Annotated in this window: 19 protein-coding genes; 5 read left to right on the top strand and 14 right to left on the bottom strand. The window is 72.3% G+C overall.

The genetic code is table 11. The annotated features are described in order from the left end of the window. Positions 1-267: 267 nt before the first annotated feature. Positions 268-1,083 (top strand): SAM-dependent methyltransferase, encoded by an 816-nt coding sequence (locus ACFVFH_RS14480; protein WP_383767441.1) that lies wholly within the window; start codon positions 268-270, stop codon positions 1,081-1,083. On the opposite strand, the gene ACFVFH_RS14485 is transcribed toward ACFVFH_RS14480, so the two are convergent. Both ACFVFH_RS14485 and ACFVFH_RS14490 read right to left on the bottom strand, forming a co-directional pair. Further along, positions 1,074-1,970, bottom strand: coding sequence for a helix-turn-helix domain-containing protein (locus ACFVFH_RS14485; RefSeq protein WP_383767443.1), 897 nt, complete (start codon positions 1,968-1,970; stop codon positions 1,074-1,076). The genes ACFVFH_RS14480 and ACFVFH_RS14485 overlap by 10 nt on opposite strands. 87 nt (positions 1,971-2,057) lie before the next feature. Further along, positions 2,058-2,294: a DUF397 domain-containing protein gene (locus ACFVFH_RS14490; RefSeq protein ID WP_383767445.1), complete on the bottom strand. Its 237-nt coding sequence runs from the start codon at positions 2,292-2,294 to the stop codon at positions 2,058-2,060. 94 nt (positions 2,295-2,388) lie between these two features. Here ACFVFH_RS14490 and ACFVFH_RS14495 point away from each other — a divergent pair, with 94 nt between their 5' ends. Further along, positions 2,389-3,042, top strand: a complete 654-nt coding sequence (locus ACFVFH_RS14495; protein ID WP_383767448.1) for an ATP-binding protein — start codon at positions 2,389-2,391, stop codon at positions 3,040-3,042. Positions 3,043-3,578: 536 nt separating this feature from the next. Here the strand turns inward: ACFVFH_RS14495 and ACFVFH_RS14500 are convergent. Both ACFVFH_RS14500 and ACFVFH_RS14505 read right to left on the bottom strand, forming a co-directional pair. Next, positions 3,579-4,040 carry a cyclic nucleotide-binding domain-containing protein gene (locus ACFVFH_RS14500; RefSeq protein WP_383767451.1) on the bottom strand — a complete coding sequence of 154 codons (462 nt, stop codon included), beginning with the start codon at positions 4,038-4,040 and terminating at the stop codon, positions 3,579-3,581. Between the two features lie 203 nt (positions 4,041-4,243). Beyond that, positions 4,244-5,170: a pyridoxamine 5'-phosphate oxidase family protein gene (locus ACFVFH_RS14505; RefSeq protein ID WP_383767454.1), complete on the bottom strand. Its 927-nt coding sequence runs from the start codon at positions 5,168-5,170 to the stop codon at positions 4,244-4,246. Between the two features lie 434 nt (positions 5,171-5,604). Between ACFVFH_RS14505 and ACFVFH_RS14510 the strand changes: the two genes are divergently transcribed. The 3 genes from ACFVFH_RS14510 (at position 5,605) to ACFVFH_RS14520 (ending at position 11,087) form a co-directional block, all read left to right on the top strand. Then, a complete protein-coding gene (locus ACFVFH_RS14510) occupies positions 5,605-6,480 on the top strand; it encodes a universal stress protein (RefSeq protein WP_383767457.1) in 876 nt (291 codons plus the stop codon). A gap of 763 nt (positions 6,481-7,243) precedes the next feature. Next, the gene (locus ACFVFH_RS14515) at positions 7,244-9,490 is read left to right on the top strand and encodes a tetratricopeptide repeat protein (RefSeq protein ID WP_383767459.1); all 2,247 of its coding nucleotides are present in this window, start codon (positions 7,244-7,246) and stop codon (positions 9,488-9,490) included. 52 nt (positions 9,491-9,542) lie between these two features. Beyond that, a complete protein-coding gene (locus ACFVFH_RS14520) occupies positions 9,543-11,087 on the top strand; it encodes a phytoene desaturase family protein (RefSeq protein WP_383767462.1) in 1,545 nt (514 codons plus the stop codon). Positions 11,088-11,096: 9 nt separating this feature from the next. On the opposite strand, the gene ACFVFH_RS14525 is transcribed toward ACFVFH_RS14520, so the two are convergent. Genes ACFVFH_RS14525 through ACFVFH_RS14570 form a run of 10 tightly spaced genes read right to left on the bottom strand, consistent with a single transcriptional unit; the run spans position 11,097 to position 23,792 of the window. Continuing rightward, positions 11,097-12,071: an acetylxylan esterase gene (locus ACFVFH_RS14525; RefSeq protein ID WP_383767465.1), complete on the bottom strand. Its 975-nt coding sequence runs from the start codon at positions 12,069-12,071 to the stop codon at positions 11,097-11,099. 4 nt (positions 12,072-12,075) lie between these two features. Next, the gene (locus ACFVFH_RS14530) at positions 12,076-14,499 is read right to left on the bottom strand and encodes a polysaccharide lyase 8 family protein (protein WP_383767467.1); all 2,424 of its coding nucleotides are present in this window, start codon (positions 14,497-14,499) and stop codon (positions 12,076-12,078) included. Positions 14,500-14,506: 7 nt separating this feature from the next. Further along, positions 14,507-15,658: an SGNH/GDSL hydrolase family protein gene (locus ACFVFH_RS14535; protein ID WP_383767470.1), complete on the bottom strand. Its 1,152-nt coding sequence runs from the start codon at positions 15,656-15,658 to the stop codon at positions 14,507-14,509. Beyond that, positions 15,655-16,734: a DUF1565 domain-containing protein gene (locus ACFVFH_RS14540; RefSeq protein WP_383767472.1), complete on the bottom strand. Its 1,080-nt coding sequence runs from the start codon at positions 16,732-16,734 to the stop codon at positions 15,655-15,657. The genes ACFVFH_RS14535 and ACFVFH_RS14540 overlap by 4 nt, the downstream gene beginning before the upstream one ends. Beyond that, positions 16,731-17,333: a hypothetical protein gene (locus tag ACFVFH_RS14545; RefSeq protein WP_383767475.1), complete on the bottom strand. Its 603-nt coding sequence runs from the start codon at positions 17,331-17,333 to the stop codon at positions 16,731-16,733. Before ACFVFH_RS14545 ends, ACFVFH_RS14540 begins: the two co-directional genes overlap by 4 nt. A gap of 5 nt (positions 17,334-17,338) precedes the next feature. Next, complete coding sequence (locus tag ACFVFH_RS14550) at positions 17,339-19,324, bottom strand: hypothetical protein (protein WP_383767476.1); 1,986 nt, start codon at positions 19,322-19,324, stop codon at positions 17,339-17,341. 2 nt (positions 19,325-19,326) lie between these two features. Then, positions 19,327-21,117, bottom strand: coding sequence for a heparinase II/III family protein (locus ACFVFH_RS14555; protein WP_383767479.1), 1,791 nt, complete (start codon positions 21,115-21,117; stop codon positions 19,327-19,329). Beyond that, positions 21,105-21,869 carry an SDR family NAD(P)-dependent oxidoreductase gene (locus tag ACFVFH_RS14560; RefSeq protein ID WP_383767482.1) on the bottom strand — a complete coding sequence of 255 codons (765 nt, stop codon included), beginning with the start codon at positions 21,867-21,869 and terminating at the stop codon, positions 21,105-21,107. Before ACFVFH_RS14560 ends, ACFVFH_RS14555 begins: the two co-directional genes overlap by 13 nt. Positions 21,870-21,913: 44 nt before the next feature. After that, positions 21,914-22,837, bottom strand: coding sequence for a carbohydrate ABC transporter permease (locus tag ACFVFH_RS14565; protein WP_383767484.1), 924 nt, complete (start codon positions 22,835-22,837; stop codon positions 21,914-21,916). Next, positions 22,824-23,792, bottom strand: a complete 969-nt coding sequence (locus ACFVFH_RS14570; RefSeq protein ID WP_383767487.1) for a carbohydrate ABC transporter permease — start codon at positions 23,790-23,792, stop codon at positions 22,824-22,826. The genes ACFVFH_RS14565 and ACFVFH_RS14570 overlap by 14 nt, the downstream gene beginning before the upstream one ends. Positions 23,793-23,797 lie beyond the last annotated feature (5 nt).

The following is a 23,797-nucleotide window of genomic DNA, read 5'->3' on the forward strand; positions in this document are numbered from 1 at the left end:
GCTCGCCGTGCCCGTGGTGCCGGTTTCGCCCTGGAGGGGCTTGGCTAGGGTGCGCGCCCCCGCGTTATATCCCGGGGGTGCGCCGCCGCGACCGAAGAGAACTCGGCGGCGCACGCCAGGCGGATGTCATATGCGTTCGTCATATCGCGCTGGTCAACGTACCCAAATTCGTGTGACGGTGTCGCAGTCTTGCTGCAATCCCGGGAAAGGGCGTGGGATGCTCGCTGATGACGGCGGCGGCAGCGGGGATATGTGGGTGAATACGCAATGGGACTTGGGCAGAGACCGCTTGCCAGGACGGTCGATGTCACGGTAGCCAGCGTTGCCCGGATGTATGACTTCCTTCTGCGCGGCAAGGACAACTACCCGGCCGACCGGGCCGCGTGCGACGCGTTGCTCGACGTGACGCCCAACGCCGTTGCTCTGGTGGAGGCGCAGCGGGCGTTCTCACTGGCGACAGTGGACCGTCTCGCTACACAGCACGGGGTGCGACAGTTCCTGGACTTCGGCTGCGGCCTGCCCGCGTGGGTGAACACTCATCAGGTGGCCCAGCAGGCACATCGGGACAGCCGTGTCGTCTACATCGACAAGGATCCGATGGTCGTGGCCCACGGCAGAGCGCTCCTCGACGGCGACGGAAGCACCACAGTCGTGCAGGGTGACCTGCTTGATGGCGATGAGTTGTTCGACCACCCGCAGGTGAGCGAACTCATCGATCTCGACGAGCCGGTCGTGGTCCTGATGACGTCGGTACTTCATTGCGTTCACGACGACGAACTGCCTGGTGCCGCGTTACGTAACCTGCTGAGTCGGCTTGCCGGCGGGAGCTTTCTCGTCCTCAGCCAATGGGTGAGTGAGAATCCCGGCACCCGCAGGCGCGTTGCGCAGGTGATGCACCGTTCGACAGCGGGCGCCTGGGGACAGGTACGCACGCGGGCCGAGGTGGAAGGATTCTTCGACGGGCTCGACCTGGAGGAGCCGGGCCTGGCGGACATCTCCGGGTGGGTGCGCGAGGACCACAATTCCGCTGAGCAGCCGACGGGAATGGTCGAGTACGGCGGCGTGGCTCGTATTCAGTGGTAGCGCTTCAAGGTCTCGATGAGCATTCGACGCGTCCGGGCGGGGCTGTGGGCGATCGTCGACAGCGGGTCCAGCAGCGCTCTGAAATGCTCCGTCTGCTTCGGCCGGTCCAGGTAGTCGGCGTCCAGTGACTTCTCCAGGTAGACGATGTCGGGCAGCTCAAGAGGGAAACGGATCAGCGTGACCGGCGCTGTCACCGTCACGAAGTCCTTGGGAACGAGCTGAAGTGTGATTCTCGGATGCTTCGTCAACGCGATCAGATGCTCGATCTGCCCCCGCATCACCTCTCGGGAGCCGATCGGGCGCTCCAGGACGCCGCTGTCCATGAGCGCCCACAGCCGCGGGCCGCCACGCTTCTCAAGGATCTCCTGCCGGTCCATCCTGAGGTCGACCCGTGCCTCGATGTCCACGCGATCGGCAAGGGGGAAACCGCTCTTGGTGACGGCGAACGCGTACTGCCGTGTTTGCAGCAGCCCCGGGACCAGCAGCACCTCGTAGGTCCAGATGACGGAGGCGCCTTCCTGAAGTCCGATCAGCTTGTCGAACCACTCCGGGACGACACTTCCGTAATGCTGCTTCCACCACCCCGGTCGACTCGACAGGGCCACCAGCTCCGGTGCCGCCGCCCGCTCGACGTGGTCCGCCCCGTACAGGTTGAGGAGGGCCAGGACATCGCGTTCCTTGAGCTGGACTTCTCCGCACTCAAGACGGCTGATCTTGGAGTCATGACAGCGCAGGTGCTCGGCCGCGTCCGTGGCGGAAAGGCAAGCGGACTTGCGCAGTTTCCGCATCCGGGTACCGATTGCCTTGCGCAGCACGATGGCGCTCGAACCAGGGTCGGTGAGCATCCGGTCGAGGGAAGGGAATCCGGGGATCGAGTACGCAGACATGAGGACTCCTGCGGGGTGATGTTGGAGCGCAATTGTCCCACGCAGGAGTCCCCTCAACGCCGCGAATGCGTTATGTCCCGATAATCGTCAGGCGGTGAACGAGGTGAACTCACCGTCGTTGACGCCGGAGATGAACGCGGTGATCTCCGCGCGCGTGTAGATCAACGCCGGCCCCTGTGGGTCGCGGGAGTTCCGCATGGCGACGGTGCCGTTCGAAAGCGCTGCCAACTCTACGCAGTTGCCCTCGTGGGCGCTACGCCGGCTCTTCACCCACGTAACACCTTCGAGTGAATTGGCCGGAATCCCATTGCGATACATGTCCATTGTCTTGCACTCCTTCGCCCTTGTGTCTTGCGTCCTGTGCGTGCCATCTCGTGGTCATCACGCTCCGTTCGGATCCCGCCCCCCTCCTTTCGTCATGCAATTGCTGGTGCAATTGCATGGGCGGGAGAATGGCCTGGATACTAGCCGTGCGGCCCGACGGTGGCTCGGGGTAATCGATCGCCTGTCTGGGGGACGGATGGCGTGGACACCAGGTGTGATTACTGACGGCGACGAAGGGGAGGGGGGGAATCTCGCCGACCTGGCCGGAATGATCCCACTCGAAATCGGTAACCTGACCCTTTCAAACCCCCCGGACTGGGGTCTTGCTCTGGGGGTGAGCGCCGCAGGGTTCGCTGCGAAGAGCCTGAGTGCCGAAGAAGCTTCCGGCGTGCGTGTCCGGGCGTTCACCCGGACGGTGATGGAACAGTGGGGTGTGACTGCGGGTGCGGAGACGGCCGTGGTCGTGGCCTGGGAGCTTGCGGCCAACGCCATTCGGCACACCCTGTGCGAGGGGGCGAAGGACGGCGTACGGGGCCGCGCGTGGCTCGGCCTCGTACGCAGGGACGAGGCGGTCGTCTGTGCCGTCACCGACGATGGCCCCGCGTCCCCGCTGCTGAAGGCGGCTGATCCGGCGAAGAGCCATGGCCGGGGGCTTCAGTTGGTGGACCGCCTCAGTTCGCACTGGGGGTGGTCACGTTCCTTGAGCGGGACCAAGACCGTCTGGGCAAGAGTGCCCACCACGTGGTGAACCCGCTCCGGAAGCGCAGTCGGAATCCGAGGTGACGTCAGCGGGGGATGGTCGGCTCGTGCCCGGTTGGCTGTGACGCCCGCCTTGCCAGCTCGTTGGGCCGCTTGTGGCGCGGATCGCCGGCATGTGCCTTGATATGCCGGCGCGTCGAGGCCCCGGGCCTTTCGACGGCCGTGGCCGCCGATCCGGGGTCGGGGCCGGGGTCGCTCCGGCAGACCCGGGGAGACGCCGAGCCGTCAGACCGATCACGTCGTGAGCGGTCGGAGCGGACGCGATGTACGAGCCGACCTTCGTCGTACGAGCCGACCTTCGTCGACAGGCTCGGGCCGTACCGGGTCATCCGCGGCACGGCGTTACCGGTGAACCGGCAGTGTGCACCGATGCGCGGAGCAGCTTCGCCAGCCAGTGCGATGTACACAGAAACCAGTCCGCAAACCTGTAGCTCACGGGAAGCGGCAGGTGACATCGACGAGCGGTGTGGTCGCACCGCGCGCCGTCGTCCGGCCCGCCGGAACTCCGCCTCCCGGGAGGTCCGGTCACACGGATCCGCCGCTGCCCCGTGGGGCGTAGAGATCGAGGAGACGTATCCGGGTGGCCTGAAGCCGGTGGGCGAGGACCTGCCCGACCCAGTGGCCGACGGCCGAGCCCAGCGCGGGGTCCTCCTCCATGATGGTGCGTACGGTCGCCGCGTCGAACTCATGGGTGCGGACCGGAGTCATCGCCTCGGCGCCGAGGTGCCAGACATAGGGCTCGAACAGCCAGGCCCAGCCGACCAGTTCGCCGGGGCCGAGGCTCTCGATCACCACCGGTGGGCTGCCCGGTACACGGATGTCGAGCGTGATGGTGCCCGAGCGCAGGATCCAGAAGCGGTCCGCGTGGTCCCCCTCCTCGAAGAGACGCACTCCCTGGGCGAAGTTGGCCTCCCGTCCGGTACCCATCAGGCGGGCACGGTACTGGGCGGGCAGGGCTGCGGTGATGCGGGTCGGAGAAGCGCTCATCGACGGACTCCTCTGTCGGTTCGGGTTCCAGCATGGGCGCGCAGCCGGTGCGCGGACAGGGGCCGACCGGCCCTTGGAGCGGTTCCGTCCGGCCCCAGGAGGTCCCGGCGCGCGGGCCCGTGCGCGGCGGGGCGGGAGCAGGGCCGGGGCGCGGGAGCCCGCCCGTACCTTTTCGGTGCGGGTCCGCTTCCGCTCCCGCGGCTTCATGAGTCAGGCCCGGAGCCGCTGTCGCCGGGGCTGATGCGCCGCCCGGTGAGGCGCGTGGGCCGGATCGACACCCAGGTGTCGCGTCCGCCTCCCGCCCACGGCGTGCTGTGGGCGTGGGCGGTGAGCCGCCGCACCTCCTCGGGTTCCGTGACCGTCCGGGCGGGGCCAACGGCGAGCACGCTCCAGCCCTGTCCCACGGTCTCGTCCACGTGGTCGACCTCGAACGCGACGTCCTTGTCCGTGGCCGTGGCGGGCCCGGATCCGGGGGCGGTCCGGAAGGCGATCGTGTCGTCGACGACCTCGTAGTTCACCGGGAAGACCCCCGGGCCGTCGGCTGTCGACAGCGCGATGCGGCCGACGCCGTGGGTGGAGAGCCTGGCGCGGCATTCGTCGGGGGTCAGGTCTTCCAGCCGGGGGTTCGTGAGCGCCTGGCCCCGGCCGGGCGGCAGACCGGTGTCGCTGCCGCGCAGGGCCGAGACGGTGGTGCCGAGTACGTCGGCCAGGCTGACGAGCGTCGCCGGGCTCGGGTCGGCCGGTCGTTGCTCGATGTACGCCAGGTAGTCGGGCGCCATCCTGGCGCGGCGGGCCGTCTCGGCACGGGTCAGCCCCTGCCGCTCGCGCTCCATGGCCACGCGTCGCCCGATGTCGCCCGCGCCGGGCGTCCCGTCGGGCCGGATGCCGGCGCCCTCGGCAGTGCCCGGCCCGGACGGCGCGGGGGAGACCGGGGACGGGGATTCTTCCGGGTGGCGGAGAAGGGCATCGGGCCCGGGGAACACGAGCGTCACCCGGCCGGTGTCCGACCAGCGCACATCGTAGGGCGGGGTGCCGTCCACGTGGTGGAGTCCGACGATCTCGCCGTCGCGCCTGTCGGCGCCGTCGGCCGGGCCTCCGACAACAAGTCGATCGCCGAGATGAGCTCGCATGATCGCCGCCGTTTCCTCAGCAGGGTGCTCTTTCCAACGTGCCACGCGCGGCGTGCCGTCGCACGGGATGAGGAGCCGCGAGACCGCGAGGTCGTGCGGCTCCCCGTCGCCGGATCCGTGCCCACGGGCCCCTCGGCGGACGGGGCGGCCGCGCCGGGTCCGGCATGCGGCGCCGGAGGATGTGCGGTACTCCTCGAACGAGGAGCAGCCGTGACCGCCGTCCAGGCGCGGCCGCCCGCGGCCGCCGCGCCGACCGGCAGCAAGGACAGCCGTGAGCGGCGCGCAGGCGCGGGCGCCCGCGCCTGCGACGGCCCGTCCCGTCCGGCCGGTGCCCGCCGACGACACGGAGGCGGCGGCGGACCGGGGGACCGGCCGCGCTCGCCGTCGTCCCGCCCGCAGGACCGGACGACACCTACGAGACGGAGACAGTCGCCATGGACCCAGTCGTCACCGTGGGCCTCGACGGCTCACCCGAGAGCCTCGCCGCCGCCCACTGGGCCGCCGAGGAGGCCGACCGGCGCGGGCTCACACTGCGTCTGCTGCACGCATGGCCCCTCCTGGTGCCCGAGCCGTCCCGGGTCCCCGCGGAGATGGACCAGAACTACTGGGCCAGGCGGATCGTGCACAAGGCGCGGGCGGAGCTCCAGCGACGCCACCCCGGCCTGTCCGTCGTCGGCAGCCTGGTCGCCGACGACGCCCAGCACGCGCTGCTGCGGGCGGCTTCGGAGTCCGAGATGGTCGTGCTCGGCTCCCGCGGGCTGGTGCCCGTCGAGAGCTTCTTCCTCGGAGACATCAGCCTGCCCGTCGTGGCCCGGTCCGAACGACCGGTGGTCCTCGTACGTGCCCCCGCGGACGGGCACGGGACGCGTCCGGAACCCGCCGGGAAAGCCGGCGTCGTAGTGGCGTTGAAACTCCACGGCCCCTGCGACGGGCTGCTGGAATTCGCCTTCACCGACGCCGCGGCGCGCCGCGTGCCGCTCCGGGCCGTCCACGGCCAGAGCCTGCCGGTCGCCGCCTACGCGCCCTGGGGCGTGGATCACGACGTGACCGAGGAGATCGCCCAGGACGCGCGGAAGCGGCTCGACCAGGTGCTGCGCCCCTGGCGCGACAGGTTTCCGCGGGTGGAGGTGGACGACCGCATCGTTCTCGAAAGTCCCGCCAAGGCCGTGGTGGGCGCCGCGCACGGCGCCGGACTGCTGGTCGTCGGCCGACGCGAGCACCATCCCGCCCCGGCGCCACACCTGGGCCCGGTGGCCCAGGCCGCCATCCATCACGCGCACTGCCCCGTCGCCGTCGTCCCGCACACCTGACCGGCGACGGGCCCGGGTCGGCGCGGTCCGGGGCAGGGGACCGTGCCGCCAGGGCGTCACGACCTTGGAAAGGGCCGAGGCGTGCATGGACGTCACACGGGGTCGGTCGGAGCCCTTCCCGGTGGGCGGCGCTGGGCTTCCCGCTCGCCGCTCCCCGAGCAAGCCCGCAGCCGGAGCCCCGCCGGGCACCGCCGCCCCTCGCCTCGACGAGCATCGCTGCGTCCCCCGCCTGCTCGCGCCGACGAGCGTCACGCAGTGACCCGGCCGTCCCCGACGCTGCTCGCTGTCCCCGCCGGGCACCGCCACGTCCCCCGCCTGCTCGCCCCGACGAGCGTCACGCAGTGACCCGGCCGTACCCGACACCGCCCGCCGTCCCCGCAAGCACCGCCACACCGCACCCCCGCCCGACGCCCCCGCCGGGCACCGCCACACCGCACTCCCCGCCCCTCGACCCGACCCCATCGGTGTACCGGCCACCCCGCTCGGCCCGACGCCTGCTTCGAACGAATGAGCCCTGAGCTGGGCGGCAGCCCGTCGCTCCGCCGCGCCCCCGGACCGCCGTCCCCGTGCCGCGGGGGCAGCGCCGCGTCGCATCCACGAGGGCGTCCGTCGGGGGCTCCTGCCCGGTCGCGGTTCGAACGCGACGGCCCGGCTCGGTTCCGGCAGCCGCCCCGCCCCGTACGAAGAGCGCAGCCGGGGCGCCATACTGGACGGGCCGGGGAGGGCGCGGGAACAGGCGTAGCGACGGGGGCGACTGCGGGAGATGGCGGACACCAGGCTGATCCAGAGCCGGTACCGGCTGCTCGATCTGATCGGGCGCGGAGGCATGGGCGAGGTGTGGCGCGCCCGCGACGAGTCGCTCGGCCGCCAGGTCGCCGTCAAATGCCTCAAGCCGGTGGGGCCCCAGCACGACCAGTCCTTCACCCGTGTCCTGCGCGAACGCTTCCGCCGCGAGGCCCGGGTCGCCGCCGCGCTCCAGCACCGCGGCGTCACCGTGGTCCACGACTTCGGCGAGCACGAGGGCGTCCTCTACCTGGTCATGGAACTCCTCGACGGCCGCAACCTCAGCCAGCTCCTGGAGGACAACAAACAGCACCCCCTGCCGGTGCCCGACGTCGTCGACATCGCCGAACAGGTCGCCGACGCCCTCGGCTACACCCACCAGCAGGGCATCGTGCACCGCGACCTCAAGCCCGCCAACATCATGCGGCTGGCCGACGGCACGGTGAAGATCTGCGACTTCGGCATCGCCAGGCTCGGCCACGACATCGGCTTCACCTCCCGTCTCACCGGCACCGGCATCGCCATGGGGACCCCGCACTACATGTCTCCCGAGCAGATCAGCGGCGGCCAGGTCGACCACCGCAGCGACCTCTACTCACTGGGCTGCGTGCTGTACGAGATCGCCACCGGGGCACCGCCGTTCGACCTCGACGACGCCTGGGCCGTCCTGGTCGGGCACCGGGACACCCAGCCCCGGCCGCTGCGCACCCACCGGGCCGAACTCCCGGGCTTCTTCGACCGCGTGGTGCTGGAACTGCTGGCCAAGACCCCCGAGGAGCGGCCCGTCGACGCGGGCGACCTGCGGCGGCGGATCATCGTCGGCCGCACCGGCGAGCAGCCGCACCTGCCGTCCACCGGGCCGGTGCCGCTCGCACCGCCCGTTCCCGTCCTGCGCCCCGGGCAGCAGCTGCCGGCCTGGGCCCGCTCCATGACCACCGGGCACAAGGCGACCGGCGCCCTCCCCGGGCTCGCCCCGCCCGACCACTCCAGCGGTCTCACCGGCGAGTGGACCACGGGCGCCGCCCCGGGCCGCCTCACCGGCGAGCTGATGCCGGTCAGGGACGGGCGCCCGACCCCGTCGCCGGAACTGCTGTCCGTCCTCGCCAACCGGCACAGCGCCGGGCTCAACCTGGGCCGGCTCGGCCACTGGGAGGAGGCCGGCGAGGTGCACCGGGCGGTCGCCGCCGAACGCGAGCACGCCCTCGGCCCCGACCACCCCGACACCCTCGCCAGCAGGTACGAGATCGGCTTCACGCTCAGCCGCACCGGACGCGCCGCGGACGCCCTGCGGGAGTACGACCGGGTCGCCCGCGGCCGTGAACGTGTCCTGGGCCCCGACCATCCCGACACCCTGGCCGCCCGCCAGGAGGCGGCGTACGTGCTGGGCCGGCTCGGCCGGCACTTCGAGGCCCACCAGATGTACGCGGAGGTGCTGGCCTCCCGGGAGCGGTCGATGGGCCCCGACCACCCCGACACCCTGCGTTGCCGCCACAACCTCGCCTTCAACCTCGGCAGGCTGGGCCGTCTGGAGGATTCCTGCCGGATGGCCAGGGAGGTGGTGTCGGCCCGCACCCGGCTGCTCGGCGCCGACCACCCCGACACCCTGGCGACGCTCTACGAGGTGGCGTACACGCTCGGCAGGCTCGGGCGCTGGACGGAGGCACTCCAGGCATACCAGGACGTCGCCCACGCCCGGTCGCGCTCGCTCGGCGCCGACCACCCCGACACGCTCTCCGCCCGCTACGAGGTCGGCATCAGCCTCGGCCGCCTGGGCCGCAGCGAGGAGGCCCTGGAGCTGTACCGCCTCCTGGTCGCGGACCGGACCAGGGCGGGCGGCCCCGCCGACCCCGAGACGCTCCGCGCCCGCCACGGCCTCGGCGTCAACCTGGGGCGCCTGGCCCGCTGGGAGGAGGCACTGACCGAGGCACGCGAGGTGTGCGCGATCCGCGAACGCGTCCTGGGCCCCGACCACCCCGACACCCTCGTCAGCCGCCGCGAGGTCGCCGTGGGCCTGGGCTGGCTCGGCCGCTGGGCCGACGCCCTCCCCGTCTACCGCACGGTCGCCGCCGCCCGCGAACAGCTCCTGGGCCCCGGCCACCCCGACGCCCTCGCCGCCCGCAACGACGAGGCGCACTGCCTGGAGCAGCTCGGCCGCGGTGCCGAGGCCGTCGAGCTGTACCGGCAGGTCGCCGCGTTGCGCCGCGAGCAGCGGGCTTCGCCGGGCTGACCGGGCGCCACGGCCTCTGGCCACGGACGATCGCACCGTGCTACGAAGGGCCATGCCCGCACCCGACAGCTATGACGCAGTGATCGTGGGCGGCGGCCACAACGGTCTGGTCGCCGCCGCCTACCTCGCCCGCGCCGGACGGTCCGTCCTGGTCCTGGAGCGCCTGGCCACCACCGGGGGAGCGGCCGTCTCGACCCGCCCCTTCGCCGGGGTCGACGCCCGTCTGTCGCGCTACTCGTACCTGGTGTCGCTGCTCCCGCACAGGATCGTCCGGGAGCTCGGACTCGACTTCGCCGTACGCAAGCGCACCGTCTCCTCGTACACCCCGACCGTGCGCGGCGGCCGTGCCACCGGACTGCTCGTCGGCGGGGACCGCACCCGGGACTCCTTCGCCGCGCTCACCGGCTCCGACCGGGAGTACGAGGCGTGGCAGCGGTTCTACGGCATGACGCGGCGCGTCGCCGAACGGGTCTTCCCGACCCTCACCGAACCGCTGCCCGGCCGCGACGCCCTGCGCGAGCGGATCGACGACCCGGAGGCCTGGCGGACGCTCTTCGAGGAACCCCTCGGCGTCGCCGTCGAGAAGCACTTCGCCGACGACCTCGTCCGCGGAGTCGTCCTCACCGACGGCCTGATCGGCACCTTCGCCGACGCGCACGATCCCTCGCTGCTCCAGAACCGCTGCTTCCTCTACCACGTCATCGGCGGCTCCACCGGCGACTGGGACGTCCCCGTCGGCGGCATGGGCGCCCTCACCGACGCCCTCGCCCGCGCGGCCCGCGAGGCCGGCGCCGAGATCCGGGTCCGGCACGAGGCGACCAGGATCGAGACCGACGGGACACGGGCCGAGGTCACCCTGCGCTCACCGGGCGCGGAACACGTCGTCGCGGCCCGCACGGTGCTCGTCAACGCCTCGCCGCAGGCGCTCGCCGCGCTCCTCGGGGACGAGCCGCCCGCCCCGGCCGAGGGGGCGCAGCTGAAGGTGAACATGCTCCTCACCCGGCTGCCCCGGCTGCGGGACCGCTCCGTCGACCCGCGCGCGGCCTTCGCCGGGACGTTCCACATCGCCGAGGGGTACGGGCAGCTCGCCGCGGCCTACCGGGACGCCGCGGCGGGGCGGCTGCCCGCCGCCCCGCCGTCCGAGATCTACTGCCACTCACTGACCGACCCCTCGATCCTCGGCCCGGACCTGGCCGCACGCGGCTACCAGACCCTCACCCTCTTCGGTCTGCACACGCCCGCCCGGCTCTTCGCGGCGGACAACGCGGCGGCACGGGCCGAACTGCTGGCGGCGACGCTCGCCGAACTCGACGCGCACCTGGACGAGCCGCTCACCGACTGCCTGGCCCGCGACGAGAACGGCGAGCCGTGCATCGAGGCGAAGACCCCGCTCGACCTGGAACGGGACCTGAGGCTGCCCGGCGGCCACATCTTCCACCGGGACCTCGTCTTCCCGTACGCCACGGAGTCCACCGGCCGGTGGGGGGTGGAGACGGCACACGCCAATGTGCTGCTCTGCGGGGCCGGCGCGGTGCGCGGCGGCGGGGTCAGCGGGGTGCCCGGCCACAACGCCGCGATGGCGGCGCTGGGCCGGTGACCGGGTCCGCTACCGGCCGAACACGCCCCGCAGCGCGTCGAGCTTGCGCGGCAGGTCGTACTCGGCGCCGCCCTCGTGCCCGTTGTACGGGAACACCTCGATCCGTGCCGGGCCCGCATAGCGGTGGTAGGCGGCGAACACCGTGGACGACGGGCAGATCTTGTCCATCAGGCCGACCGAGAACCACGCCGGGGCGCTCGCCCGCGCCGCGAAGTTGACCCCGTCGAAGTACGACAGGGTCTCCATCGCCTCGTCGATCCGGAAACGGTGCCCGGACAGCCAGCGGGCGATCTCCGCGTACGGTCCGGCGTCCGTGATCTGCGAGGCGCGCCGGTAGTGGCAGAGGAACGGCACATCGGAGACGGCCGCCGCGACGTCGTCCCGCAGCCCGGCGACGGCCAGTGCGAGCCCGCCGCCCTGGCTGCCGCCCAGCACCGCCACCCGCGAGGCGTCCACCGCCCGATGGGCCTTCGCCGCGTCCACCGCCCGCACCGCGTCCGTGATCAGCCTTCGGTAGTAGTGGCGGTACGGGTCCTCGATGCCGCGGGTGAGGAAGCCGGGGGAGGAGGAGCCGTGCCCGTCGGGGCCGAGGTCCGGGGTGTCCGCGGTGTTCTTGCCGCCACCGCCCTGGCCCCGGTTGTCCATCACCAGATGCGCGTACCCGAGCGCGCTCCAGGTCAGCCAGGAGTACGGGATGCCCCGGCCGCCGTTGTAGCCGATGTACTGCACCACGGCCGGGAGCGGGCCGGACCTGGTCCTCGGCAGCAGCAGCCAGGCCTTCACGGGCTGCCCGCCCCAGCCCCGGAACGTCACGTCGAACACGTCGACGGTCGCGAATCCGGCGTCGTGGGGGACGAAGACGGCGTCCAGGCCGTGACGGGCCGTCTCGGTGAGCGTCTTCGCCCAGAAGGCGTCGAAGTCGGCGGGTTCCTCCGGCTTCGGCCGGTAGTCGCGCAGCCGGTCCAGCGGCATGTCGAACAGCAAGGGTCTAGCTCCACTTCAGGGTGAGGTTCAGGGTCGCGCCATGGCGGCCTGTGGTGTCGGCGGTGATCCGGACGCCGTCGCCGGTGGGCACGGCGGCGACCCCCGGATCGGCGGAGACGACGCTCAGGCCGCGCCGCGCGAGGTCCAGCACGACCGAGGACCGCAGCTGTGTCGGGTCGGAGAGCGACACCTTCACCGTCTTCCCGTCCGGCCGCACCAGCACCGAGGCCGGGCCGTCCGAGGTCAGCTCCTGCGCGGTGCCCGCGGTCCAGAAGTTCGCGGCGAGCAGTCCGTCCGAGCAGCGGCGCACCGCGTGCACGGCGGTGGAGCGGGCGACCGGTTTCACCGGCGGCGCGGAGGACCACTGCTCGGTCCGCTCCGGCGAGGCGGCCGGGGCCTGGAGCCAGTAGTAACCGGCGTCGTCCGGTGCGGAGCCGTGGTCCTGCCAGAGCGTCAGGTACGGGCGGGTGACCGGGGTGTCCGTGCCGTACTTGAGGTTGATCTCGCGCCAGGTAGCGGTGCGCTCCTCGCGCAGCCCGTTCAGTGTGACCGGCTCGGGGAAGACGTAGCCGCCGGTTCCGGCCACGTGCAGCCACCGGACCTGGTCGAGCCGCGCCGACCAGCCGGTGTCCGTGGGCGCCGCCGCGCCGTTGACGAGCAGGGCCGCCGCCGGGTCGCTCAGCTTCCGGTTCTCCACCACCGTCTCGGCCGTGCCCGCGTCGGCGGCGATGCCCGAGCCGACGCAGGCGATCACGTCGTCCAGACAGAACCAGCTCTTCAGCCCGCGCAGCGAACTGCCGTACGCGCGCAGCTCCATGCCGTACGCGCCGAGCGTGGTGCCCGGCAGCGCCGTGCCGCCCGCCCAGTCGGAGGTGCTGGTGGTGCGCTGCCCCGCCGCGTCGGCCGGGCGGCCCGCGACGACGGTGGTGCCGGGCAGCCGGGCCGGGTCGACGGTCGGCCAGTAGTCCTCGCTGTAGTGCCCGAGGTCGTCGGTGTAGAGCAGGACCATGCCGTCGGAGAGGTGCCAGCCGTGCAGGTTCTCGTTCTGGATCGACTCGTAGTTGTAGATCCGGGACGAGTACGCGGAGATGCCGAGCGAGAAGGACGGCCTGCGGTGCGCCGCCTTGTCCATGCGCGGGTGCTGCCTGTGCGCGACCAGCGGACCCCGGGCCGGCACCGGGGAGGCGATGACCCGGCGGGCGGCGACCAGCGAGGCGAGGTCGGTGACGGCCAGGAAGTCCCGGTAGGTGTCCTCGGCGATCCACTGCTTGACCAGGGCGGTGAACCGGTCGCCCGTCTCGCCGGGGAACCCCGGGGTCAGGCGCACCACCGCCTCGATGACCGTCTGCGCCGACACATGGCCCTGCTTGCTGGGCCGGGCGATCTCCCGCCCGCACACCGACGCCATCACGTCGCCGCGCACCAGCAGCGGGTCGAAGCCGTCGTCGACCCAGCCGCGGATGTTGTCGAGGTCGGGATCGGTGACGGCCCACGCGGTCCCGGCGAGGAGGTTCAGCAGCCGGGAGAGGGTGTTCAGCAGCTCCTTGCCGTATCCGCCGTTGTACGGGTGCTTGTAGTGCTGGAGGAACGAACCGTCTGAGTAGAAGCCCTCGCCGGTGCCCTCCGCCGCGGCGCTCACGTCGTTGAAGGCGAGGACGCTGTTGGCGCCCGAACCCTCGACGTCCGAAAGAGCGTCACGGACCCGGGTCAGGTCGTCGCCCGTGCCGCTGAGCACCGCGTTGACGGCGACCACGGTGGAGATCCACACCCGGTTGGCCCCGGTCGCGATCTGCCGGTCCGCCCGCCAGAGGTTCGGGTCGGGCGTGTAGTGCCGTACGGCCGCGGTGATCCGGCCCAGCCGCTCCGTCCCGAGCGCGTCGTACAGCAGCACGGCCGCGTCGTCGAGGGCGAGCGCGGAGCCGATCTCCCAGTCCCAGTCGTTGTCGAACCGGGTGTGGGCGGAGCCGTAGCGGTGGGTCAGCATCCAGTCGATGCCGGCCAGCAGCAGATCGCGCAGCGCGGTGTCGCCGTACTGCGGGGTGCCGGGGACGGCCCAGGCGGTCGCGACCGTGGCGAGCCGCTTGAACGACGTCGTCACATGGTTGGAGACCGTGGTGCTGGTGAGGTCGGGGAAGAGCCCGTCGGCCCTGGTCGGGTCGAGACCCTTGACCGCGGTGGTCGCGGCCCTGCCGATCCTGGCCACCGCCGCCGCGATCTGCGGGTCCGTCAGGTCGAGGCCGGGGCCGCCGGTGAGCAGGGTGAGCCAGCGGGTGCGCAGGGCGGTGGCGTCGTCGGTGACGGCGGGTCCGGCCGCCGCGCGCGCCGTGCCCGCGGTGGCGAGCGGCAGCGCGGCGGCGGCGCCGAGGGCCGCCGCCCCGGCGAGAACGGTGCGCCGGGCGGTGCCCGGAGTGGTGCCTGGCTTCGTCATACGGCCCTCACAGGAGGTGTCGGCGGTCGACGGCCGCTGCCAGCGCGGCATGACCGGAGGGGTTGGGGTGGAGTCCGTCGCCGCTGTCGTACGCGGGCAGCAGCCGCGACGGGTGTGCCGGGTCGCGCAGGGCCGCGTCGAAGTCGGCGACGGCGTCGAAGACCCGGCCGGTGCGCACCGCCGCGTTGATCCGCTGCCGCACCGCTTCGAGCCCGGGGGTCCAGCGGGTCCAGCCGCCGAACGGGGCGACGGTCGCGCCGACCGCCCGCAGCCCGGAGCCGCGGGCGCGCAGCACCAGCTGCCGGTACCCGGCCAGGACGAGCGCCGGATCGGTCTGGCTCGGCGGCTGCTGGAGGTCGTTGACGCCGAGGTGGACGAGTACCGTGCGCAGTCCGGGCAGCGACAGCACATCGCGGTCGAAGCGCGCCTGTCCGCCCGGACCGAACCGGTCGTCGTCCAGCAGCAGCCGGTTGCCGCTGATGCCGAGATTGGCGACGGCCGATCCGGGCAGCCGCCTGGCCAGCTGGTCGGGCCAGCGCAGATCGGCGTCGTCGGGGGTGCCGACGCCTTCCGTGATGGAGTCGCCGAGCACCGCGACCGCGGGCCCGTGCGCGCCCGTCACCTCGACGCCCGTCAGCAGGAACACGGAGGTGGTGCGCTCGCCGTCGACGGAGTGCGAGGCATGGGTGTTGCGGTGGAAGGAGAGCGGTCCGGTGGGGCCGGGCAGGCGGGTCTCCACGGTCAGGCGGGCCCCCTCGGCGGTGCGCAGTCCGGCGACCGGGTCGCTGGTCAGCGAGGCGCCCGCGGCGATCCACGCCTGCCGTCGCCCGCCGAACGTCACCGGCAGGTGGCCCGCCGTCACCGGGCCGATGAGAACGGGGACCGAGCCGAACGCGTGCCCGTAGCGCAGCCGGACCGTGCCGCCCGCCGACAGCCGCACGTTCGTGACGCAGCTCCCGTCGGTGAGGCCGGCGCTCGCCACCGTGTCTGTGTCGGTCGGCCGGGTCTGGGCGGTGGCCCACGACGTCGTCCAGCGCGAGGGGCTCGCCCCGCTCTTCGCGGGCCCGGCCGCCCGTGCCCCCGGCGCCGTGGCGGCGACAGCGGCGAGACCGGCCGCCGCCGTCAGTACCCCGCGTCTCGCGGGTCCACGCCCGCTCACCGGGGGCACGCACCGGTCGGGTCGTACGCGCTGCCGTAGGTGCCCACCGCGTCGCCGCCGGTGTTGCCGCTCATGGTGTTGGTGCACACCGGTCCCTGCGGGGTGCGCATGAACTTGATGCCGCCGCCCGCGTTGCCGGTGATGGTGTTGCCGTAGACGCTGGTGAGGGTGCCGTCGGTCGCGGTGTCGCCGCCGAGCCGGATGCCCGAACCGACGTTGTCGTGGATGGTGTTGTAACGGAAGACGTTGCCGCTGCCGCGTGCGTCCAGGCCGCCGGAGCCGGAGTCCTTCTGGCCGCTGCAGTCGTTGTACTCGACGTAGTTCTCGGTCGAGTTCTCCTTCACGTCGACGCACTCGTTGCCCTGGGTGGCGATGGTGTTGTGATGGATGCGGTTGTTCCTGCTGATGTCGGGGGCGGCGTCCGGGGCGCCGTTCGCGCCCTGCTGCTCGGGGGCGGTGCCGAGGTAGATGCCCTCGCCGTTCTTGCCGCCGCCGCCGAACCGGAAGTCGTCGACCCCGCAGTTGGTGATCGTGTTGTCGGAGATGTTGGCGCCGGTCACCAGATAGCGCACCCGAAGGCACTCGTCGGCGGCGTTCTTCAGTGTCATCCCGGTGATGCGCAGACCGCCCACCCCGTTGCCGGGCGTCGTGCTCATGACATAGATGAGCTTGAGGCGGTACCCCGACACATCGGTGGACGACCCGTGCAGCCCGTCCACGGTGAAGCCGCTGAGCGTCGTGGAATCGTGCCGCACCTGGACGATCCGGGCGTCGCCCGCCCCCTTCACCACGGCGTCCGCCGGGCCGGTGAGGGTGACTCCGGCGCGCCTGGTCACCACGTCCTGCTCGTACGTACCGGCGGCCAGGTTCACCACCGAACCCGTCGGCGCCAGATCGATCGCCTTCTGGATCGTGGCGAGCGGGGCCCCCGCCGACGTACCGGCGTTGGAGTCGCTGCCGGACGGCGACACGTAGTACGCCGCGGCGGCCCCGACGGCGACGGACGGCGGCGGGAAGGCGAGCGGCGCGCCGGCGGCGAGCGCGGCGACGAGGGTGGTGCGCAGTACACGGCTCATGGGGTGTGCCTCCTGGGGTCTGCGAAGGACAGGGCGAGCAGTACGGGGATGCTGGGGCCGAGGAGCAGGGGCCCCAGCGGGACGACGAGCGAGAGCAGCGCGGCGGAGATCACCGCGCCGAGCAGCGCGGTGCCACGGGCCGCCGACCCGAAGCCGAGCGCCAGCGCACCGCGTGACCAGGCGCGGACCGTTCCGTGCGGCGAGCGGCCCGCCTCGGCCGCCAGCGCCACATGGTGGATGGTGAGGGCGGCCGCGATGCCCACCTGCGCGGCGAGCAGCACGAACGTCCACGGCTCGGAGCGGCCCAGCAGATGGACGAGGTTGGCGGCCAGTACGACGGCCGCCGCGGTGGACGCCAGGGAGTGGCGCCACAGGGACCGCCAGTACCGCGGGAAGGCGGAGAAGGTGTGGGTGAAGCAGCGGCTGTCACCCTCCGCCCGCCACCGCTGGAGGGCGTGCCCCAGCGCGGCGAGCGCGGGAAGCCAGGTCACCACACCGAGCGAGAGCACGGTGAACGCGGCCCCGGCGGCCGCCGGGTAGGCCACGAACTCCAGCCGCCGCAGCAGCGTCGGCCAGGTGGACGAGAGGGGTGCCCGCATGGTGATCAGCCGACCTTTCCCGTGTACGGCTCCGGGACATCGAGCAGCACGCGGCCGTCCAGCTCCAGCCGGGTGGCCGCCACGACGTACGGCGCCGAGCCCTCGGCACCGAGCAGCACCGCCGCCGCGTCCGCCGACACCGAGGCGGTACGGATCCGGCGGGCGACGGGGGAAAGGAGCACGGTCTCCCCGCCGAACGCGACGCCCTGGCCCTGCGCGCACGGCACCCGCTCGGCGGCGGCCGGTGCCGCGCCCGGGACGATCACGGTGAGGAAGAGCGCCTGTGCCGAGCGGGCGGTCGTCGAACTCAGGGTGTGCAGCGTGCGGGTGAGCCGCAGCTCCGGCGTGCTGGACGTCGGATTGGCCTCGACCTCGGTGGCCTCGGAGACGGCCGGGGCGTCGAGCGGCGCGAACTGCCGCACCAGGGCGGTGGCCGTCCCGGACCGGATCAGCCGGCCGCCGTCCGGCCCCGGCTCGGTGGGCCGGTCGGTCTGGAGCAGAAACGTCCACTCCCGCTCCGCGTCCGCCTCGGCGAGATCCAGCAGCACGAGCCGTCCCGCCGGGGTGAACACCAGCGTGCGGTCCAGCCGCCGTACCCCGAGCACCGGGTCGTACATCGCGGCGATCTCCGCGGTGGCGTGCGCCCAGTCGCAGTCGGGACCGACGAGCACATCGCGCTGCCGGGCCTGCCGCTCGAACGGGATGTCCCGGTAGACGTGGTACCGGTCCTCATCCGCGTACCCCTGCCCGTCCACCAGCAGCAGATTGTGGTGCGCGGCCCGCTTGCGGTTGCTGTACCCCTCGTCGACCGCCAGGAAGGCACCCTGCGAGACCAGCACGAACGAGCCCGAATCGGGGTGGTGGTGCCCCTGGTTCAGGGTCTCCCAGCCCAGTTCGGCCCGGTGCTTCGCGGCGGTCTCCCACGCCTTGTGGCCACCGCCGGGGCTCGCCTTGAAGGAGACCAGCGTCGCATCGTCGTCCCACCCGGTGCGGGCCGCGAGCAGCCCCAGGTCCGGGAAGAACGCCCGGGTCTCCGTGGGCCGGGCGGCGGCCACGGACGGGTCGTACCAGAGGTATTCGAGAGAGGCCTCCGGCAGGATCCCCGGCCGCACCCCGCTCTCTGCCGCCTCCTGCCACAGCAGCTCGCCCGAGGCGAGGCGGCCCAGCCACTGCGCCTCGGGAATCCCGTACTGCGCCGCGAGACGGAAGTACAGTGCGGCGCTGTGCCCGCTACGCCGGTCGTGGCAGTCGCCGTGGTCGACGTTGAACGCGAAGCCCGGGGCCAGCTGGTGGAGCCGGTAGCGGAAGGTGTTCGCCAGGAAACCGCCCCGCCCCCACCAGTCGATGCCCTCCGCCTCCTGGAGGAGATCCAGATGGATGGCGAGGAAGGGCACGCCGTAGCGCCAGTAGACGACGCCCTCGGCGTGCGAGCCGTCGTCCGGCATCAGGTCGAGGACCGTGCCGAGGTTGTCCTTGGCGCGCTCGGTCCACGCCTCCTTGCCCAGCACATAACCCGCCGTCGCCAGGCCCGCGTAACAGATCCAGTTGTGGTTCTGCCAGTACGAGGAGGACCACCAGCGGCCCTCGGTCGCCACCGCGAACTCGTACATCCGCCGCCCCTGGAGCAGCAGCTTGTACCGCAGCAGCGCCCGCACCCCGTCCGGGAGTTCGTCACCGATCCACCGGTAGGCGAGCGACAGATGGTGCAGCAGCCAGCCCGCGTCCAGATCGTGGTCCGGCATATGGGCCTTGCCCCAGTGCGGCAGCCGCACCGCGGCCTCGATCCAGCGCCGGCTCTCCGCCAGATGGGCCGGATCGCCCCCCACCCGGTGGGCCAGCGCCGGATTGGAAGCGGCGGGCCCGAGCCAGGTGATGCTGGCCAGGGGGTGGGTACGCGGCGGGACCAGCCCGCGGTGGCGGGCGGCCTCCTCGTACAGCCGCGCCCGCTGCGCGGGGCGCGGGCCGGGCGGCGGGGTCGCCGAGAGCAACAAGGTCAGTCCTCCGTCCGGAACCGTGCGGTGTTGCCGTCGGTCAGCGACACCGTCAGCACCCCGTCGCCGTCCATCCGCACCCCGGTCACGGCGGGCCCGGCCGACGCCGCCTGGTACACCGAGGCAAAGGTGACCAGGCCCGACCGGGCGGTGAAGTCGACCCGGGTGCGCACCCGCTGCGGATCGTCCGCCGGACCGGGGCCCGGCCGGGAGACCGGGCGCACGGACGCACCGGGGGTGTGGGTGTGCCAGCCGTGCAGGGTCTCGTCGCCGTACCAGGTGGTGCGCACCTCGCCCGACGCCTGCGGCTGCACGTCCAGCGCCACGCCCGGGCGGAGCTGCGCGGCGAGGCACCGCTCCTCCCCGGCCCGCACCGTCAGCAGATCGACCAGATAGCCGCCACCGAGCACCACCCGCCGCACCGCGCGCACACCCTCGTACGCGGTCGTCACCTCGGCGGTGACGGACGAACCGTCCGAGCCGAGCAGCCGCCCGGCGCATTCGGCCTGTTCGGCACCGTCCACCCGGAACGCCGGGTGGGCCTCGGTCGATGCGTACAGATCACGGAACTCGGCGTGGGCGTAGGGAACCTGGCCCGGATCGGGCTGCCACGGCGTGCTGTCGCCGTACAGATACAGCGACAGCTTGTCCCGGTGGCCGTGCGAACCGCCGTGCGGGCCGAAGTCCAGCAGCGCGTGGATGCCCGCGTGGTGCAGCACCGCGTACCCGGCGGCCGGGAACACCGTCACCGGACCGGGCGCCAGGCGCTCGGCCGACGGCGGACCGGCGAACCAGCCGCCCAGCTCCCGGTCGAGCCCGTCGTCCCGGGCACCGAGCTCGGACCGGGCCCGTCCGGCCACCGCCTCCAGGGCCGGTGAAGGCACCAACTGCTGCGCCAGCGCCACGAGTTCCAGCCACTCCAGGGCGAGCGGACCGCGCAGATACGGGCCGTCGTGCAGCGCCGGCAGGATGCCGCCCGGAGTGGCGATCACCGCCAGCACGTCCGTCATCCCCGCCAGCACGTCCATCACGTCCGACGGCACGGACGCGGGGTCGGTGCCGCGCAGCGCCAGCAGCGCGGCCCGCAGCACGAACCCGTGGTAATAGGTGCTGCCCTCCCACTCCCAGCCGTCGTCGGCGACCGCGACCCGCAGATGCGCGTACAGCCCGTGCACGCCCCCCAGCCACCGACCGGCGCCGCCCCACGCCTCGCCGCGGGCCGCCGAGGCGCCCCGGCTCGCCGCCGCGCCGGCCGCGTTGAGCCACGCGGTGTAGTTGGAGGCGAGCAGGCCCTGTCCGGTGAGCACGACCCGGGCGTCGAGAGCCGCCCGCTCCAGCGCGTCCAGCAGCGGCAGCACCGGCGCCAGGTCCTCGGTGGAGTCCTCGGCGAGCGTGATCACGGCGTGCCCGATGTTCACCGCCCAGATGGCATCGGTCAGCGCCTGGTGGAAGAGGCGGCCGCGCAGCATCCAGGTCTGGGCCTCGCCGTGCCGCTCGGTGGCCAGCTCCGCGTACAGCCCCGCGTACTCCACCAGCCGGGCCACCGACTCCGCGCGCTCACCGCGATGGGCGAGCACCCGCAGGTGCCGTGCCCACGCCTGGTGCGAGAGCACCAGCCAGGCGCCGCGCACCGCCTCGTCGTCCACCCGGCAGCCGTACGCACAACGCGCGCCGCCCTCGGGGAACACCCCGGCGAGCAGATCGCCGTGGTCGAGCTCCACGCCGTGCGCCGGGCAGACGTACGCGTGCCACCAGCCGCCCCGCTCCCGGGCGATCCGCCTCAACGCGGCCACACGCCACCGTCGATGTCCACCGTGGTGGCGGTGAGGAAGCCGGACGACGGCGACGCCAGGTGGACGACCGCGGCGGCGACGTCCTCGGGGGTGCCGGCCCGGCCGACCGGGATGCCCGCCTCCATCGCCTGCTGCGCCTCGGGCGCGGTGAACGTGTCGTGGAAGGCGGTGCCCTTGATGAAGCCGGGCGCGACGGAGTTGACGGTGATGCCGGTGCCGCCCAGCTCCTTGGCCAGGCCCTTGGTGAAGCCGCGCACACCGGCCTTCGCCGCGGCGTAGGCGACCGAGCCGGGGCCGCCGCCGTTGTGCGCGGCCAGCGAGGACATCGTGATGACGCGGCCGGCCGACGACTCCACGAGATGCGGCAGGGCGGCGCGCACGGTGCGGAACGTGGACGTCAGATTGGTGGAGATGACCTGGTCGAAGTGGTCGTCGGACATCTCGGCGACGGTGGCCCGGCCGATCAGGTGCCCGGCGTTGCAGACCAGGACGTCCAGTCCGCCGAGGAAGCCGGTCGCCTCGTCGACGAGGCGGTCCACATCGGCGGTCACCGTGACATCGGCCCGGAACGCCTTCGCCCGGCGGCCCAGTGCCTCGATCGCGGAGACGGTCTCGGCGGCCTCGTCCGCGGAGGAGTGGTAGTGGACGGCGACATCGGCACCGGCCCCGGCGAGCGCGACGGCGATGGCGCGGCCGATGCCGTGGCCCGCCCCCGTCACCAGTGCGCGGGAACCGTTGAGATCAGCAGACATGGAGTAAGTACCTTTCGGGAAACGGTCGTTCGGGCAGCGACCGGTCACTTGAGACCTGCGGTCGCGAAGCCCTGTACGAAGTAGCGCTGGCCGATGAGGAAGAGCACGACCATGGGCAGGGTGGCCAGCGTGGTGCCGGCCATCAGGAAGTGCCACTGGGGCCCGTTCTCCGTCTTGAAGACGGAGAGCCCCACCTGGATCACCCGCAGGCTGTCCGTGCGGGTCACCAGCAGCGGCCAGAGGAAGTTGTTCCACGACGACTCGAAGGTCAGCAGCGCCACGGTGGTGAGTGCGGGCTTGACCTGTGGCGTCATGATCCGGGCGTAGATCCGGAACTCGCCCAGGCCGTCGAGCCTGGCCGCCTCCTCCAGCTCCACCGGAAGGTCCAGATAGAACTGCCGGAAGAGGAAGACCGCGAAGGGAGTGACGGCGCCGGGAACGATCAGCGCCCACCAGGAGTCCAGCCAGCCGCTGCCGCCCTGGCCGAAGAGGTCGTTGCCGCCGGCCAGCGGCATGAAGCGGACGATCAGGAACTCCGGCAGCACCTTGGTGTACGTGGGGATCATCAGCGCGGCGATGAAGAGGTAGAAGATGACCTCGCTGCCCCGGAACCTGATCCGCGCCAGCGAGTACCCGGCCATCGACGCCACGACCACGTTGATGAGGGTGTGACTGAACGCGATGATGAGGCTGTTGCGTGCGTACGTCGCGAACGGCGCCGCCTTCAGCGCGTCGACGTAGTTCCCGAACTCCCAGTGCTCCGGCAGCAGTCCGGCGTCCTGGGAGGCGATCTCCACCGGGGACTTGAGCGAGGTGAGCACCATCCAGACGAACGGCACCACCATCAGCAGCGAGACGACGGTGAGGGTCGCGTAGAGCGCGATCCGGCCGGCGGTGACCGGCCTGCCGTTCCTCACCGGCCGGGATTTCTTCGCGACCCCCGGCGCGTGCGGCTCAGTTGTGGCCACGGGTGCCTCCCATGATCCGCCGGTTGACCAGGGTGAAGCCCATCAGCAGCACGAACAGCACCAGGGACTGGGCACAGGCGTAGCCGACGCGGAACTCCCGGAAGGCGGACTTGTAGATCTCGTACGTCATCATCGTGGTGCTGTTGGCGGGGCCGCCGTCGGTCAGGATGTAGATCTGGTCGAAGGACTGGAACGCGGTGATCATCGACGTGATGAGGACGAAGAACGTCGCGGGCTTCAGCAGCGGCAGTGTGATCGAGAAGAACTGCCGCACCTTGGAGGCGCCGTCCACCGACGCCGCCTCGTACAGCTCCTTCGGCAGGTTCTGCAGCGCGGCCAGGTAGATGAGCATCTTCATCCCGATGCCCTGCCAGATGCCGACCAGGATCACCGAGGGCATCGCCCAGGAGGTCGACGAGAGCCAGGCCGGTCCGTCGATCCCGAGGAACGACAGGAGCGTGTTCAGCAGCCCGTTGCCCGGGTTGTAGATCCACAGCCAGACCAGCGCGATGGCGACGGTCGCCGTCACCTGCGGCAGGAAGACCGCGGTACGGAAGACGCCCCGGGCCTTGAGGCCGGTGTGCAGTGCCAGGGCGACGAGCAGCCCCAGCGTCATGCCGAACGGCACGGTGAAGAAGGTGTAGACGACGGTGTTGACGATGGACTTGCGGAAGACCGCGTCGCCCAGCATGTCGCGGAAGTTGTCCAGGCCCACGAACTGCGGCGCCGTCAGCACGTCGTACTTCGTGAAGGCCAGGACCACCGATGCGACGACCGGCAGGCCGATCCAGAGCGAGGCATGGAGCAGCGCGGGCGCCACCATCAACATGCCGGCGCGTTGCCTGCGGCGCCCCGGTCCCGTCGGGGCCCGTCCGGCGCGCTTCTTCGCGACCGGGTTCCCGGCCGACGGGGCGGGCGGCGCGGGGCGCGCCTTCAATACGGATGTCGCTCCCACAGTGA

It is taken from the genome of Streptomyces sp. NPDC057697 (genome assembly GCF_042799335.1).
GTDB lineage: Bacteria > Actinomycetota > Actinomycetes > Streptomycetales > Streptomycetaceae > Streptomyces.

What these genes read in the sequence shown, in the direction of transcription:
- ACFVFH_RS14480 (WP_383767441.1), top strand. Translation starts at nt 268, where the DNA reads ATGGGACTTGGGCAGAGACCGCTTGCCAGGACGGTCGATGTCACGGTA.
- ACFVFH_RS14485 (WP_383767443.1), bottom strand. Translation starts at nt 1,970, where the DNA reads ATGTCTGCGTACTCGATCCCCGGATTCCCTTCCCTCGACCGGATGCTC.
- ACFVFH_RS14490 (WP_383767445.1), bottom strand. Translation starts at nt 2,294, where the DNA reads ATGGACATGTATCGCAATGGGATTCCGGCCAATTCACTCGAAGGTGTT.
- ACFVFH_RS14495 (WP_383767448.1), top strand. Translation starts at nt 2,389, where the DNA reads ATGCAATTGCTGGTGCAATTGCATGGGCGGGAGAATGGCCTGGATACT.
- ACFVFH_RS14500 (WP_383767451.1), bottom strand. Translation starts at nt 4,040, where the DNA reads ATGAGCGCTTCTCCGACCCGCATCACCGCAGCCCTGCCCGCCCAGTAC.
- ACFVFH_RS14505 (WP_383767454.1), bottom strand. Translation starts at nt 5,170, where the DNA reads ATGCGAGCTCATCTCGGCGATCGACTTGTTGTCGGAGGCCCGGCCGAC.
- ACFVFH_RS14510 (WP_383767457.1), top strand. Translation starts at nt 5,605, where the DNA reads ATGGACCCAGTCGTCACCGTGGGCCTCGACGGCTCACCCGAGAGCCTC.
- ACFVFH_RS14515 (WP_383767459.1), top strand. Translation starts at nt 7,244, where the DNA reads ATGGCGGACACCAGGCTGATCCAGAGCCGGTACCGGCTGCTCGATCTG.
- ACFVFH_RS14520 (WP_383767462.1), top strand. Translation starts at nt 9,543, where the DNA reads ATGCCCGCACCCGACAGCTATGACGCAGTGATCGTGGGCGGCGGCCAC.
- ACFVFH_RS14530 (WP_383767467.1), bottom strand. Translation starts at nt 14,499, where the DNA reads ATGACGAAGCCAGGCACCACTCCGGGCACCGCCCGGCGCACCGTTCTC.
- ACFVFH_RS14540 (WP_383767472.1), bottom strand. Translation starts at nt 16,734, where the DNA reads ATGAGCCGTGTACTGCGCACCACCCTCGTCGCCGCGCTCGCCGCCGGC.
- ACFVFH_RS14545 (WP_383767475.1), bottom strand. Translation starts at nt 17,333, where the DNA reads ATGCGGGCACCCCTCTCGTCCACCTGGCCGACGCTGCTGCGGCGGCTG.
- ACFVFH_RS14560 (WP_383767482.1), bottom strand. Translation starts at nt 21,869, where the DNA reads ATGTCTGCTGATCTCAACGGTTCCCGCGCACTGGTGACGGGGGCGGGC.